Annotated in this window: 15 protein-coding genes; 10 read left to right on the top strand and 5 right to left on the bottom strand. The window is 67.3% G+C overall.

The genetic code is table 11. From position 1 onward, the window contains the following. Nucleotides 1-197: 197 nt before the first annotated feature. Complete coding sequence (gene ctaD / locus SP5_RS07990) at nt 198-1,871, bottom strand: cytochrome c oxidase subunit I (protein WP_042486682.1); 1,674 nt, start codon at nt 1,869-1,871, stop codon at nt 198-200. A 3-nt stretch (nt 1,872-1,874) separates the two neighbouring features. Then, on the bottom strand, nt 1,875-3,059 hold the full coding sequence (coxB, locus tag SP5_RS07985) for a cytochrome c oxidase subunit II (RefSeq protein WP_439645606.1): 1,185 nt from the start codon (nt 3,057-3,059) through the stop codon (nt 1,875-1,877). Nucleotides 3,060-3,298: 239 nt separating this feature from the next. Between coxB and pyrE the strand changes: the two genes are divergently transcribed. From pyrE to SP5_RS07960, 5 genes are all read left to right on the top strand, one after another. After that, nucleotides 3,299-3,883 (top strand): orotate phosphoribosyltransferase, encoded by a 585-nt coding sequence (pyrE, locus tag SP5_RS07980; RefSeq protein WP_042486676.1) that lies wholly within the window; start codon nt 3,299-3,301, stop codon nt 3,881-3,883. Further along, entirely contained in the window at nt 3,880-4,608 is a 729-nt protein-coding gene (locus tag SP5_RS07975) for a pyridoxine 5'-phosphate synthase (RefSeq protein ID WP_042486673.1), read from the top strand. The genes pyrE and SP5_RS07975 overlap by 4 nt, the downstream gene beginning before the upstream one ends. A 133-nt stretch (nt 4,609-4,741) precedes the next feature. Then, the gene (gene acpS, locus SP5_RS07970) at nt 4,742-5,152 is read left to right on the top strand and encodes a holo-ACP synthase (protein WP_042486670.1); all 411 of its coding nucleotides are present in this window, start codon (nt 4,742-4,744) and stop codon (nt 5,150-5,152) included. After that, on the top strand, nt 5,149-6,138 hold the full coding sequence (lepB, locus tag SP5_RS07965) for a signal peptidase I (protein ID WP_084220611.1): 990 nt from the start codon (nt 5,149-5,151) through the stop codon (nt 6,136-6,138). The genes acpS and lepB overlap by 4 nt, the downstream gene beginning before the upstream one ends. Continuing rightward, nucleotides 6,135-7,217: an AI-2E family transporter gene (locus SP5_RS07960; RefSeq protein WP_042486667.1), complete on the top strand. Its 1,083-nt coding sequence runs from the start codon at nt 6,135-6,137 to the stop codon at nt 7,215-7,217. Before lepB ends, SP5_RS07960 begins: the two co-directional genes overlap by 4 nt. Nucleotides 7,218-7,398: 181 nt before the next feature. On the opposite strand, the gene SP5_RS07955 is transcribed toward SP5_RS07960, so the two are convergent. Next, nucleotides 7,399-8,520 carry a glycosyltransferase gene (locus tag SP5_RS07955; RefSeq protein ID WP_042486664.1) on the bottom strand — a complete coding sequence of 374 codons (1,122 nt, stop codon included), beginning with the start codon at nt 8,518-8,520 and terminating at the stop codon, nt 7,399-7,401. A 213-nt stretch (nt 8,521-8,733) separates the two neighbouring features. Here SP5_RS07955 and SP5_RS07950 point away from each other — a divergent pair, with 213 nt between their 5' ends. The 5 genes from SP5_RS07950 to SP5_RS07930 all read left to right on the top strand — a co-directional run bounded on the left by SP5_RS07950 (nt 8,734) and on the right by SP5_RS07930 (nt 12,404). After that, nucleotides 8,734-9,690 (top strand): hypothetical protein, encoded by a 957-nt coding sequence (locus SP5_RS07950; RefSeq protein WP_042486660.1) that lies wholly within the window; start codon nt 8,734-8,736, stop codon nt 9,688-9,690. Beyond that, nucleotides 9,687-10,214: a DUF2141 domain-containing protein gene (locus SP5_RS07945; protein ID WP_042486657.1), complete on the top strand. Its 528-nt coding sequence runs from the start codon at nt 9,687-9,689 to the stop codon at nt 10,212-10,214. Before SP5_RS07950 ends, SP5_RS07945 begins: the two co-directional genes overlap by 4 nt. Nucleotides 10,215-10,225: 11 nt before the next feature. Then, nucleotides 10,226-11,410 carry a glycosyltransferase gene (locus SP5_RS07940; RefSeq protein WP_042486655.1) on the top strand — a complete coding sequence of 395 codons (1,185 nt, stop codon included), beginning with the start codon at nt 10,226-10,228 and terminating at the stop codon, nt 11,408-11,410. 68 nt (nt 11,411-11,478) lie between these two features. Continuing rightward, nucleotides 11,479-11,949 carry a hypothetical protein gene (locus SP5_RS07935; protein ID WP_076710809.1) on the top strand — a complete coding sequence of 157 codons (471 nt, stop codon included), beginning with the start codon at nt 11,479-11,481 and terminating at the stop codon, nt 11,947-11,949. Beyond that, complete coding sequence (locus SP5_RS07930; protein WP_042486651.1) at nt 11,946-12,404, top strand: hypothetical protein; 459 nt, start codon at nt 11,946-11,948, stop codon at nt 12,402-12,404. The genes SP5_RS07935 and SP5_RS07930 overlap by 4 nt, the downstream gene beginning before the upstream one ends. A gap of 1 nt (nt 12,405) precedes the next feature. Here the strand turns inward: SP5_RS07930 and SP5_RS07925 are convergent, their stop codons facing one another. Continuing rightward, complete coding sequence (locus tag SP5_RS07925) at nt 12,406-13,143, bottom strand: polysaccharide deacetylase family protein (protein WP_042486648.1); 738 nt, start codon at nt 13,141-13,143, stop codon at nt 12,406-12,408. Next, nucleotides 13,140-14,576, bottom strand: coding sequence for a glycosyltransferase family protein (locus SP5_RS07920; protein ID WP_042486645.1), 1,437 nt, complete (start codon nt 14,574-14,576; stop codon nt 13,140-13,142). The genes SP5_RS07925 and SP5_RS07920 overlap by 4 nt, the downstream gene beginning before the upstream one ends. Nucleotides 14,577-14,660: the final 84 nt, after the last annotated feature.

Here is a 14,660-nt window from a genome sequence, read left to right as displayed (position 1 = left end):
TGTACCCGCTAACCGCCCCCGCTGGGCGACCGGGGCAATTTGGTGCCAATGTGGGTAAAAAAATATGAAAGGTTCCGCCGCTCGTCGCATCGGCGGGGCTATTCGACCGATCCGGCCCTATCGTGACGCAAGTGTAATGAAAAAGGCCCCGAAATCCTGTTTCGGGGCCTCGTTCAGATTGAGCGAATGGGGGGCGATCAGTCGATGCGCGGCAGCGTCTCGAACTGGTGATAGGGCGGCGGGCTGGACAGCGTCCATTCCAGCGTCGTCGCACCTTCGCCCCAGGGATTGTCGCCCGCGGGCTTGCCCGCGATCAGCGACCAGATCAGGTTGATGAAGAAGATCGCCATCCCTGCGGCCATGATCTCATAGCCATGCGTCGCGACCTTGTTCCACAGCGCGAAGGCATCCGGATAATCGGGATAGCGACGCGGCATCCCCTGCAGCCCCAGGAAGTGCATCGGGAAGAACAGCAGGTTCACGCCGATGAAGAACACCCAGAAATGCAGCTGGCCGAGGAACTCGTTATACATCTTCCCCGACATCTTCGGGAACCAGTAGTAGAAGCCCGCGAACAGCGCGAACACCGCGCCCAGCGACAGGACGTAGTGGAAGTGCGCGACGACATAATAGGTGTCGTGCATATAGTCGTCGATGCCGCCGTTCGCGAGCACGACGCCGGTCACGCCACCGACGGTGAACATGAAGATGAAGCCGATCGCCCAGACCATCGGCGTCTTGAAGGTCAGCGATCCGCCCCACATGGTCGCGATCCACGAGAAGATCTTGATGCCGGTCGGCACCGCGATGATCATCGTCGCGGCGGTGAAATACATCTTGGTGTTCACGGACAGGCCGGTGGCGAACATGTGGTGCGCCCAGACGACGAAGCCGACCACGCCGATCGCGACCATGGCGTATGCCATGCCGAGATAGCCGAAGACCGGCTTGCGGCTGAACGTCGCGATGATCTGGCTGACGATGCCGAAGCCCGGCAGGATCATGATGTAGACTTCGGGATGGCCGAAGAACCAGAACAGATGCTGGTACAGGATCGGGTCGCCGCCCCCGGCGGGATCGAAGAAGGTCGTGCCGAAGTTGCGATCGGTCAGCAACATGGTGATCGCGGCGGCCAGCACCGGCAGCGACAGCAGCAGCAGGAAGGCGGTGACCAGCACCGACCAGACGAACAGCGGCATCTTGTGCAGGGTCATGCCCGGCGCACGCATGTTGAAGATGGTGGTGATGAAGTTGATCGCGCCCAGAATCGACGAGGCACCCGCCAGATGGAGCGCCAGGATCGCCATGTCGACCGACGGACCCGGCTCGCCGAAGGTCGATAGCGGGGCATAGGCGGTCCAGCCGACGCCCGCGCCCGCCCCGAAGAAGGGCGAGGCGAGCAGCAGGGTGAAGGCCGGGATCAGCAGCCAGAAGGACACGTTGTTCATGCGCGGGAACGCCATGTCGGGCGCGCCGATCATGATCGGCACGAACCAGTTGCCGAACCCGCCGATCATCGCGGGCATCACCATGAAGAACACCATGATCAGGCCGTGCGCGGTGATGAGCACGTTCCACAGGTGCAGCGACTGGTCGAGGCTCTGCGCCCCGCCGTGGAGCATCCCGGCCCAGATCCCCAGATACTGGATGCCCGGTTCGCGCAGCTCGGCGCGCATCAGGCCGGAGATCGCGCCGCCGATGATCCCCGCCACGATCGCGAAGATCAGATAGAGGGTGCCGATATCCTTGTGGTTGGTCGACAGGAACCAACGCGCGAAGAAGCCGGGCTTATGATCGGCGTCATGATGCGCGTGGTGGTGATCCTCATGACCGACAAATGCCGATCCGGGGTGAAGTGCGGTGTCGGTCATGGCTTATTGTCCAGCGTTGCCGGGGCCGGCCGGATTCCCGGTGGCGCCCTGCGCGGAGGTGGGGGACTGGGCGGGCGTTGCGGCATTGTCCACCGGACCCGTGACCGCCTCGGCCGCATTGACCTGCGCGGCTTTGGAGGCCGAACCCTCGGCTCCCGGCTGCGGAATGACCGAGGAGGAGGGGGCCTTGGACCCCGGCATCTGGCCGCCCTTCGCCGCGACCCAGGCGGCGAACTGCGCCGGGGGCACCGCCTGCACCGCGATCGGCATGAAGGCGTGGCGCGCACCGCACAGCTCCGAACATTGCCCGAAGTAGAGGCCTGGCTTCTCGATGGTGAAGCTCGTCTCGTTCAACCGGCCCGGTACCGCGTCCAGCTTCATCCAGAAGGCCGGGATCGCCCAGCTGTGGATGACGTCGTTGGACGTGGTGATCAGGCGGATCGGCACGCCGACGGGCAGGACGATGCGATTGTCCACCGCCAGCAGGCGGGGACCGTCGGCATCGGTGCGCGCGCGCTCACCGGGGGCCACCTGGTCCTTTTCCTTCAGCATGTTGGCGGTGATCTCGATCCCGCCATGGTCCGGATACTGATAGGTCCAGTACCACTGGTTGCCGATCGCCTTCAGCGTGACGGCGCCTGCGGGGGCGGGCTTGAACTGCGCCTGGAGCAGTCCGATCGAGGGGATGGCGATCAGGACAAGGATCACGACCGGCCCCAGCGTCCACAACACCTCGACCAGCGTGTTGTGGCTGGTCTTGGACGGCACCGGATTGGCGGCGCGGCGATAGCGGAACACGACCCAGGCGAGCAGCAGCAGGACGAGCACGCAGATCACGGTGATGACCGGCACCAGTACGTCATTGTGCATCCAGTGCGCGAACTCGCCGTTCTTCGTCACCTGCGGCTGAAGCCCGAAGCGGCCGTCGATCGGCAGGCCGACATTGGGATCGATCGTCGTCGCGGGCGCGCCGTCCTGGGCCAGCAGCGGGCTGGTCGGCGCGGCGGTGGCGGGGGCGGCGGCGCTGGTCGGTGCGGTGTTGGAGACGCCCGCACCCTCGGCGGCGGCCTGCGGCGCGGGGGCGGCTTTCGCGGCGGGTGGAGCGGCCGGAGTCGCGAAGGCTGCGCCCGACAGCGCGGCGCATCCCATCCCGGCGGCGATCGCGATCGCCTTCATGCGTTTGGGCATCCTCATCCTCCGGGGTCCGGACATGCGCTTGACCTCGCTCATCCCGCTCTCGTCTCCCATCTCCCTCGCCTGTCCATCGGTCGTCCGACGAGCTTTGACGGGGCCTCATGTCGTTTTTGTTAGGGGGACTATAGCACGGGACTTCGCCCCCTCAACCCTACAGCGTCACATGCCAGATTGCGCGGGGGGCGGGGCGATCCTATGAGGCCGGGTCATCTGACCGATGCCGGAGTTGCCCCATGACCGATGAAGACGTCCTTGCCGAGTTCCGTGCCGCCGAGGCGCTGCTCGAAGGACATTTCATCCTCTCCTCGGGGCTGCGCAGCCCGCGCTACCTGCAATGCGCGCGCGTCTTGATGGACCCCGCCCGCGCCGCCCGGCTGTGCGAGGCGGTGGCCGCGAAGATTCCGGCGGACATCAGGGCGCAGATCAGCGCCGTCGTCGCCCCCGCCATGGGCGGCGTCATCGTCGGCCATGAAATGGCGCGCGCGCTGGGCGTGCCGGGCATGTTCCTGGAACGGCCCGAGGGAACCTTCCACCTGCGTCGCGGCTTCCGGCTGGAGCAGGGGCAGAAGGTGCTGATGATGGAAGACGTGGTCACGACCGGCCTGTCCAGCCGCGAGGCGATCGCCGCCATCGCGCGCGAGGGGGGCGAGACGATCGCGGCGGCCTCGCTGGTCGATCGCTCCAACGGCGCGGCCGATCTGGGCGTGCCCTTCTTCCCGCTGATCCGGCTCGACGTGCCGAGCTACAGCCCCGACGCTCTGCCGTCCGAACTGGCGGCCATCCCTGCGATCAAGCCGGGGAGCCGCGCGGCGGCATGACCGATCACCTGCGCCTGGGCGTCAATATCGACCATGTCGCGACCGTGCGGAATGCGCGCGGGGCGGGCTATCCCGATCCGGTGAAGGCGGCGCTGGTCGCGGCAGAGGCAGGCGCGGACGGCATCACCGCGCATCTGCGCGAGGACCGGCGCCACATCACCGACGAAGACATCGCGCGGCTGTCGGCGGAACTGACCGTGCCGCTCAACCTGGAGATGGCCGCGACCGAGGAGATGCTCGCGATCGCGCTGAAGCATCGCCCGCACGCCGCGTGCATCGTGCCGGAAAAGCGCGAGGAGCGGACGACCGAGGGCGGGCTGGACGCCGCCGGCCAGCGCGAATGGCTCGGCCCCATGGTCGCGAAGCTGGGCGAGGCGGGCATCCGCGTCTCGCTGTTCATCGAACCCGATCCCCGCCAGATCGAGGCGGCGCTGCATCTGGGTGTCCCTGTCGTCGAGCTTCACACCGGCCGCTATGCCGAGCTGGACGGCCCCGAACGCACCGAGGAACTGCGTCGTCTGTCGGACGCGGCGGCGCTGGCGGCCAAGAACGGGATCGAGGTTCATGCGGGCCACGGCCTGACCTACGACAATGTCGCACCGATTGCGGCCATCCCGCAGGTGCGCGAGCTGAACATCGGCCATTTCCTGATCGCGGATGCGGTGTTCGTCGGCCTGCCCGAAGTCGTCCGCAAGATGCGCGCCGCGATGGATATCGCTCGGTGAATCCTCCCCGGCACGGGGAGGGGGACCAGCCGCAGGCTGGTGGAGGGGGGGTGCCCCAAACGACTCGCGTGGTGGAGAACCCCCTCCACCATCGCTCCGCGATGGTCCCCCTCCCCGTGCCGGGGAGGATGGCGTGATCATCGGTCTCGGCTCCGACCTCTGCAATATCGAGCGGATTAAGGCCGCGCTGGACCGGCATGGCGGCCGGTTCGAGGCGCGCTGCTTCACCGAGGTGGAGCAGGCCAAGGCCGCCAAACGCCCCTTCACCCGTGCGGGCACGTACGCCAAGCGCTTCGCCGCCAAGGAGGCCTTTTCCAAGGCGGTCGGCACGGGTTTCTCGCGGGGCGTGTTCATGCGCGACATCGGTGTCGTCAATCTGCCCGGCGGCGCGCCGACCCTGTCTTTGACCGGCGGCGCGCGCGAACGGCTTGACGCGATGACCCCGGCGGGCCACGTCGCCCATATCCACTTGACCATGACCGACGATCACCCCTGGGCGCAGGCCTTTGTCGTGATCGAGGCACGACCGGAAGTTTCCGCATGAAGGACGCGGTGTTGGACACGAACCCAGGCTCGCCGACCCATCAGCCGGGGGGCGACCCGACGGTGGGCGCACCACCACCGCCCCAGGTGCCGGCCAAGAAAAAGGGCACCGACTGGTGGGCCGAGGTCAAGGGGCTGTTCTGGCTGCTGCTGATCGTGCTGGGCTTCCACAGCTTCATCGCCAAGCCCTTCTACATCCCGTCCGAATCGATGCTGCCGGGCCTGCGCGTCGGTGACCGGCTGGTCGTCAGCAAGTTCGCCTATGGCTGGTCCTATATCTCGCCGACCATCCCCAACCCGGTCGCGATCTTCAAGTCGGTGGTGCTGCGCCAGCCCGAGGCGAGCTGGAGCTATCAGCTGCCCTTCATCCATGGCCGGGTCTTCGGCTCGCTGCCCAAGCGCGGTGACGTCGTGATCGTGACGCCGCCGGGCACGCATAACGACTATATCAAGCGGGTGATCGGCCTGCCCGGCGATACGCTGGCGGTGCGCGACGGCACGGTGATCCTGAACGGCAAGCCGGTGCAGCGCGGTCCGCTCCACTATATCGACATCCCCATCGACACGAACAGCCCGTGTACCGACTATGGCGACCAGGCGCGTGTCCGTACCGCGAACGGCCAATGGGTCTGCCACCTGCCGATCGTGACCGAGACGCTGCCCAATGGCCGCCGTTACGACACCGTCGAAATGGGGTGGAGCCCGGGCGACAATTACCCGGCGATCACCATCCCGGCCGATCACGTCTTCCTGATGGGCGACAATCGCGATCGTTCGGCCGACAGCCGCTTCTCGCTGGCCGAGCTGGGGCTGGGCGGGCCGGTGCCGTATGAGAATATCGGCGGTCGCGCCGAGTTCGTGACCTTCAGCCTGGACGGCGATACGACGCTCAACCCGGTCACCTGGTGGACCTCGCTGCGGTCGGGCCGGGCGGGCCTGTCGCTGCACCCGACCACCGTGAAGACCGGCGACGGCGCCCCGCAATGAGCGACCAGGCCCCGCTGACCGACCGCCCGGCCCCGATCGAGTTCCGGGAGGGCTTTGTCCGGCGGGAGCTGACGCGCGCGGCGATCTGGCTGGGGCTGATCGCCGCGATGGCGGTGACGGTGCTGCTGGTCCAGCCGCTGCTGGTGATCTTTGCCGGGCTGGTCTTCGCCACGCTGCTGGATGGCGGGGTGCGGCTGCTCGGCCGGGTGCTGCCCATCGGGCGCGGCTGGCGGCTGCTGATCGTCGTGCTGGCGGTGACCATATTCCTGCTCGGCACCTTCTTCCTGACCGGCGTCGAGGTGACGCAGCAGGTGACGCAGCTTCGCTCCACGCTGGAGACGCAGGCGGGCCGCGTGACCGGCTGGTTGGCCGAGCAGGGCATGATGCCCAAGACGTCGGACATCAACGGCCTGCTCAAGCAGTCGGTGGGGTCGATCGGCAAGCTGACCTCCTGGGTCGGGACGGCGGTGGGCGCGGTCACGACGATGTTCATGATCCTGATCATCGGCCTGTTCCTGGCGATGGACCCCGAAGGCTATGCACGCGGCCTGCAATGGTTCGTGCCGCGTGCCGTCCGCGCCGAATTCGCGATCACGCAAGGGCGCGTCATGTCCACGCTGCGCCGCCTGCTCGCCGGACGCCTGCTGGGCATGGCGGTGGAGGGGGTGCTGACCGGCATCGCGCTGATGATCGGCGGCGTGCCGATGGCGCTGCTGCTGGGGATCATCGCGGGCATCCTGGCCTTCATCCCCAATATCGGGGCGATCATCACCGGCGCGCTGATGATCGCGGTCGGCTTTTCGGCGGGGCAGGACACGGGTTTCTGGGCGATCGGCACCTATCTGATCGTGCAGACCTTCGACGGTTATGTCGTGGTGCCGATGGTCGCCAAGCGCACCGTCGACCTGCCGCCCGCGCTGACCCTGTCGACCCAGATCATAGCGAGCGCGCTGTTCGGTATCCTCGGGCTGGCGCTGGCCGATCCGATGACCGCCATGGCCAAGTCCGCGCTCCAGCGCCGGTCGGAACGCGAGGCCGAACAGGACGGCGAGACCGCCCGCGCCGGGGCCGATATTTAAGACCCATCGACATTCAGACCGGATCGCCCGCGCCTTGGGATGTTGGATGGGTGTCACCGGTGGCGATCGTTGACCAGCCTCTTGCAGCGGGACACCCCTCCGTCAGGCCTGCGGCCTGCCACCTCCCCTTGCAGGGGAGGAATGGAATGAATGACGATCGGCCTGGTAAGCCCGCGCCACTCTACCCGACCAGCGCGGGTTCGAGCGGCCCCGTCTCGGCCCCTGTCTCACGGGGTGCCCGGCGGCCTCGTGCCGCGACGATCGAATCGAACAGCGCCAGATAACGCTCGGCCGAATCCTGCCCCGGTTGCGGCACGGGTTCGGGGCGCGGCACCACCGGGTCGAGCCAGTGGCGAAGCGCCGCGACCAGCGCCCCCAAATCCTCGCGCGGGACGATCGTGCCCAGCGAGCGATGGGAGACGATCTCATGCACCGCCGGACTCGAATCGGTCGCGACCACCGGTGTCCCGACCGCCAGCGCCTCGCGCAGCACGCCGGGCACGCCTTCATAGTCGGAGGGCAGCGCCACCACCTGCGCCGCCGCCATCGCGGCGGGCGCATGGGCGCTGTGGCCGGGCAGCGATACCCGGTGCGACAGGCCCAGTATCTCGATTTGCGCGGTGAGAGCCGGGCGCAGGCTGCCCTCGCCCAATATCGTCAGGCCGACATCCTCGGGCAGATGGGTCATCGCGGTGATCAGCCGGTCCCAGCGCTTCTGCGGCTCCAGCCGCCCGACGCCCAGGATGCGACGGCCCGGCGCCGTGACGTGTGGAGCGGCCTTGGGGTCGAGCAGCGTCGGCGGATTGGGGATGACCGCGACCGACAGCCCGGTGGCGCCCTGCGCTTCCCGCGCGGTCGCCGGGGTCATCGCGACCAGCGCGTCCAGGAACAGCCGGTGTCCCGCCAGCCATTGCCGCTGGCCCCAGGCGATCGGCAATGGCTGGTCGCCGCGATCGACCGCATTGGACATTTTCGCGACGATCGGCGGACAGGCCCCGGCCAGCCGCGCGCGTGTCCAGGCGGCCATGGCGGTATAGTGATTGCCCGGACAGAAGACGATATCGGGCCGCACCCGCTCGATCGCCGAAGGCAATGCACGGCACAGCCCGCCATAGCGTTGGTGCCCCAGCGTCACCGTCTCGACGCCCATCGGCACGCCGCCCTGGAACTGGCCGGCCTCGTCGCCCAGGATCAGCGTGACGCGCCGCCCCCGGTTCAGCCAGCCGGGCAGCATCCGGCCCAGTGCCGCTTCCACGCCGCCGCGCATCGCCAGGGCATAGGTCAGGATATGATCGGCGGGCATAGGCTCCGGGGGACATGGGGCGGGTCGATAATCGGAGCGCTAATCGCCGGTTGTCGCTGAATTATGTCAGTTTCAGCCCTAAGGTGGACACAATCGCGCGACAGAGGATGAATTCTTATTCAGGTGCGAGAAAGCAGTGTTGAGGTTAGCGGGCGCCACCGGCGAACGCCGCCGAGGAATCTCCATAACGTGCAGAATGAACGAGATGATCCCATGACCCCGCAACAGGCCCTGCCTGGCGGCCTGGCCCCCGGAGCGGGCGGCGAGAGCGGCCCGGTGGCGCGCGACATGGCCGCGCTGGAGCCGTTGAAGACGGTCAAGAACCGCTGGCCCGCCATTATCGGCGGCGTGCTGACGCTCGCCATGATCGTCGGGTTGGGGCATGAGCTGCTCGGGCGCGGTCTGGTCGGCCTCAGCCATTCGGTGCCGACCAATCCGCTCTTCTACATCGTCTTTGTCGGCCTCTACATGGCGCTGCCGATCGGCGACTATATCATCTTCCGGCGGCTGTGGGGCATCCCGATCAGCGGCATGGCCGCGCTGATCCGCAAGCGGATCGCGAACGAAGTGGCGTTCAGCTATTCGGGTGAGGCCTATTTCTACGCCTGGGCGCGCGCCAATGCGAAGATGGTCGCCGCCCCCTTCGGCGCGGTCAAGGACGTCGGCATCCTGTCGGCCATTGCGGGCAATGCCATCACGCTGTTGATGATCGGGCTGGCCCTGCCGGTCGGTCGCGAGTTGCTGACGCCGGAACAGCTGCGGCTGGTCTGGGGATCGATCGCGATCGTCATGGCGACCTCGCTGCCTTTCCTGATCTTTTCGCGGCGGGTCTTCTCGCTCGATCGCAAGACCCTCTGGTGGGTCTTCATGGTCCACTGCATCCGCCTGATCGCCAACTCGCTGCTCGTCGCGCTGGCGTGGCATTACGGGATGCCCAGCGTGTCGCTGGGCATGTGGCTGTTCCTGTCGGCGGCGCGGCTGCTCGTCTCGCGCCTGCCGCTGGTGCCCAACAAGGACCTTCTTTTTGCCAATTTTGCGATCCTGTTGATCGGGCAGGATCAGGAATTGAGTGAGCTGATCGCGTTCACCGCGGCACTGACCCTGCTGGTCCATGTCGTGCTGATCGCAGGGTTCGGTCTGACGGCATTGGTTCGGAAGGTGCGCGCATGATTCGCGTGATGAAGATGATGGTGGTCGCTGTGGTGACCGTGGCGGCCGTGCCGCAGGTGGCGGGTGCGCAGGTGCTGGGCAGCGATGCGGCGGCCTGCACCAATGGCGGCGGTCCCGCCATCCTGGCGCGGATCGAGGGGCTGAAGGATCGCAAGGGCAACCTCAAGCTGGAACTGTATCCGGCGAACGAGGAGGATTTCCTGCAGGACGACGGCGTGCTGGTTCGCGCGGGCAAGACCTTCCGCCGTGTCCAGGTGCCGACTCCGGCGGGCGGCGGGCCGATCGCGATGTGCATCCGCGTGCCGCATCCCGGCCGCTATGCGCTGCTCTTCACCCATGACCGCGACGGCAAGAACAAGTTCAATTTCTGGAGCGACGGCGCGGGCTTCCCGGCCAATACCAAGCTCGGCCGCCGCAAGCCGCCGCTCGCCTCCGCGCTGATCGATGTGCCCAATGGGGTGGCAATGACGACCATCCGAGCCCAATATCTGCGGGGGCTGGGCGGTTTCGGCCCGGTGGATTGAGGGAACGGACGATGCGCATCGTCGACGTCAACGAATTCTACTCCCCCACCGGCGGGGGCGTGCGGACCTATATCGACCGCAAGATGTCGATCCTGGCCGAGATGGGCCATGAGCTGATCGTGCTCGCGCCGGGCACCGAGGACCGGGTCGAGGAACGTCCCGGCGGCGGCAAGATCATCTATATCAAGGCACCGCGCCTGATCCTGGACACCAATTACGGCATGTTCTGGGACGGTGCGCCGGTCTGCCGCCTGCTCGACGAGCTGGACCCCGACATCGTCGAGGTTTCCTCGCCCGCCAAGCCCGCCTGGTTCGTCGCCGGGTGGCAGGGGCGCGCGAAGAAGGTCTTCTTCATGCACAACGACAATGTCGGCACCTATCCGGTCCGCTGGCTGGACGGGTTGGTCGCGCAGGAGCGGGTGGAGGACTGGTTCAGCTGGTACAGCCGCTACATGAACCGTTTCCTCGACCATTACGACCTGGTGCTGTCCAACGGCCCGGCGCTGGTGAAGCGCCTGGGCAAGCGCGGCGTGCGGGTGGACGAGGGGATTCCGCTGGGTATCGAGCGGCATTTCTTCTCGCCCGACCACCGCGACGAACGGTTGCGCACCGCGCTGCTGGCGCAGTGCGCGCTGCCGGAGGGCGCGCATCTGCTGCTGGGGCTGGGGCGGCATCATCCCGAAAAGCGCTGGCCGATGGTCATCGACGCGGTCGAGCGGGTGGCCTCGACCCGGCCGGTCGGCCTGATCCTGATCGGCGGCGGCGTCGCCAGCCGGACGCTGGAGAAGCGGATCGCGGGCAGCCCGCACATCCGCCTGTTCCGCCCGGTCTATGACCGCCCGCGCCTCGCCCGGATCATGGCGAGCTGCGACGCGCTGGTCCATGGGTGCGAGACCGAGACGTTCGGACTGGTGGCGTCCGAAGCGCTGGCCTCAGGCCTGCCCTTGGTGGTTCCGGATTATGGCGGCTGTGCCGAAGTCGCGAACCCGCTGTTCGCCGAGACCTTCCGCGCGCGCGACGGGGCGGCCTGTGCCGAGGCGATCGAGCGGCTGCTGTCGCGCGACCAGCGCGTGCTGCGCAACGCCGCGCGCGTGGCGGCGGGCAAGGTGTTCAGCGACCGCGACCATGCCGAGGCGCTGATCGCGCGCTATCAGCAATTGCTCGACCAGGGCACTCAGTTGCAGGCCGTCGCCTAAGCCGGAACGGAGCTTTCGCAGCCCTCGCGAGTCTGTCATCATGACAAAAATGTCATGGGAGACGGTCGATGAGTCGTGGCTTCGCAGTCGTGATGGGCATCATGCTGGCGTCCTCGGGCGCGGCACGGGCGGCCGACCGTCCCCCGATTGAAAGCTGGGGTAAGCCCGGCGTCACCTTCGACCAGTATCGCACCGATTCGGTCGAGTGCGCGAAGATCGGCTATTTCCGTGACGTCTCGCAGGACGATCCGGCGAAGCGGTTCATCACGGGCTTCACGGCGGCAGACAACAACCTGAACGGCGGCGGCGGTGCCAGCGACTGGATCAATTCGATTCTGCGGACCCAGCCCGACCGGCAGAAACGCCGACTTCATGCGATCCAAGTCGGTGATGTCGAGCGTTGCCTGGCGGACAAGGGCTATTCCCGCTTCCAGCTCTCGCGCGGTGAAGTGAGGACGTTGAAGCGTTATCCGGCCGGGTCAGAGGCGCGGCATCGGTATCTGCATCAACTGGCGGCGCGTACGGAGGCTGCGTCGTGACGCGGGCGGTGGTTGCGCTGGCCCTGCTGGCCTGTTCCGCCACGGCGTCGGCGGCCTCGCGCGATCGGGTGGCAAGCTGGGGCAAGCCAGGCATCCACTATGACCAGTATCGTGCCGATTCGGTGGAATGCGCCAAGATCGGTTACTTCCGCGACGTAGCGCAGGACGAACCGGCCAAGCGCTTCATCCGGGGGTTCGAGACGGCGGATCGCCTGATGAATTTTCCCAGCCCCGCCGACGCTGGCGATGACTGGATGTTCTCTGTTCGCCGCACGCAACCGGATCGGCAAAAGCAAATGCTTCAGGCGATCCAGGTCGGCGATGTCGAACAGTGCCTGACGGGCAAGGGCTATCGCAAGTTCATGCTGACCACGAGCGAGGAAAAGGCCCTCCGCCAATATCCGCGCGGGTCGGAGGCGCGGCATCGCTACCTCCATACGCTGGCCGCGCGCTGATTCAGGCGGCGAGAAGGTCCGCGTAGCGTGACGGCCGATGCGTACGGGCGAGGCGCGCATAGGTCTTGTCGATGCTGTCGAGCAAAGCGGGTACGCCATTGTCGCCCGGATGCACCGCCACGCGCGCGACCGGGGTCGGGCGCAGGCCGTGGCGCAGCACGGCGGCGGCGGCGAGCGAGCTCAGCTGCCGCCCGCGCGAACGGCTGGCCCAGGTGACGACGGGGCCGCGTGCGATGATCTTGCCGTCGGCGGGCGTCCAGACGCGGAAATGATCCTCCGCCAGCCCGAAGCCTGCATCGCCCAAGGCCAGACGCGCCTCGTCCGAATAGAGCCACGCAGGCGCGATGAAGCCGGTCGCGCGGCGGCCGATGATATCCTCGATCAGCGCGGTGCCGCGCTGCATCCGGCGCAGGGCTTCGGCGCGGGGCAAGCCGACGAATTCGCCTTCGCCCGCGGTCATGTGCCTGGCCTTCAGCGCGGTTTTCGAGTCGGTGTGGACCATGTCGTCCTTGTGTGACCAGCCATGGACGAACATCTCGATCCCCATGTCCGCCCAGTCGCGCAGGCGCGTGGCGAAGGGGGTGCCGGGTGCGATCGGCGCGCTGTTCCAATGGTCGGGGATGACCAGCATGGCCAGGCGCGGACCGCCCAGATGCCCCGACAGCCGGTCGAACAGCGCGTCGATCGCCCCCTCGAACCGGGGGGACACGTCATGGATCGAGGCGAGAAGGCGTTTCATCGCGTGGATTTATAGACGCTGATCGTCTCGTTGCCCATCGGCAGTTGCGCGGCCAGCCGATAGCCTCTCGCCATCGCCGCCAGCACCCGCGCATGGGCCTCGGGCCGCTCGCCATTATAGGGCGGGCGCATCACGACGACGGCGGGGTGTTGCGAGAGGATGCGGGTGATCTCGGCATCCTGATCAACGCCCGTGGCCCCGGCCTCGCGCGCGCGGCTGAGATGCGCAGGGACAATCCAGTGCGACAGGGTGCAACGCTGGGTCGCGACATAGAGCATGGTGCTGCCCGAATAGACGTAGAGGCACCCCGGCCCCTTGCCGACCGCCTGTGACAAGGCGGCGAACTCCGCCGCGTCGCCGCGTTCATGGCGCAGGGACAGTAGCACGATCTGGCCTGCCAGCGCGACGGTCAGCAGCAGGGCCGGGGTATGACGCCGCCGCCAGTCCTCCCGCCCCAGCATCGCGGCGGCGGCTGTGCAGGCCGGAAGCAGGATCGGCAGGCCATAATGGTCGAACCACGGCCGGAACAGCAGCACGCCGACCACGCCCGCGCCCAGCCAGACGGCGAGGAACGTCCGCTCGCTGTCGCGCTCCGTCCGCTTCAGCCCCAGCACCGCCAGCGTGACGATCGGCGACAGGATCAGGACCATCTGCCCCAGATTGCCCGCCAGCTCGCCGATCGGATCGGGATTGCGATGAAAGATCGAGAGGAAATTGGCGTAGAGAAAGGCGTCCCACTGCCCGATCGCGGCATAGACGCCCGCCGCCAGCGCAGTCGGCGCGAGCGATACGGCAACCAGTGACGTGCCGTAGAGGACCAATGCAGCCGGTGACCGGCGCCGTCGCCATTCGCTGGCGAGCAGCCAGAGGCCGAACACCACCCCCTCGAACACCGCCGAATATTTGATCTGGAGCACGATGCCGACCAGCGCCATCGCGACCAGTCCCAGGCTGCGCACCCCCCGCCGATCCGATTCGAGGATCGCCCAGGCGGCACCCATCATCAGCAGATTGTAGAAGACCGGCGCCTGTCCGCCCTGACCGCCCAGCAGGTCGAGCCACAGGACATAGGCGATCCCCGCCGCCGCCGCGCCTGCACCGCATCCGAGCCGCTCCGCCATCCGCGCGATCAGCCAGGCCGTTGCGACGACACTCGCCAGCGCCATCGCCTGATAGGCCCAGATACCTGCCGGAAAACCGAGGGCTGCGGGCACCGCGTAGAGCAGGAATAGCCCGATCGGCTTGCGGTCCCACACATCAACGAACGGCCATGCACCGTGTCCCATCGCGTGGCCGGTGAAGAAATAGAACTCCTCGTCCACATGCACCACCGGGTTCCCGAAGGTCAGCGCACGGGCAAGGACCGCGACGGCGAGCAGGATCAGGAGGCGGCGGAAGCTGGAGTGATTCGAGGGGGGCGGTGTGATCGACATGGCATTAATCCACGAAAGCCCCTCCCCTTCAGGGGAGGGGTTGGGGTGGGGCGTCGCCATTGGCCGTGCGCTTGCGGAAGGCGC

The organism is Sphingomonas parapaucimobilis NBRC 15100, assembly GCF_000787715.1.
GTDB lineage: Bacteria > Pseudomonadota > Alphaproteobacteria > Sphingomonadales > Sphingomonadaceae > Sphingomonas > Sphingomonas parapaucimobilis.
Note: the sequence above shows the minus strand (reverse complement) of the source record. Positions and strands in the feature narration are given on the sequence as shown.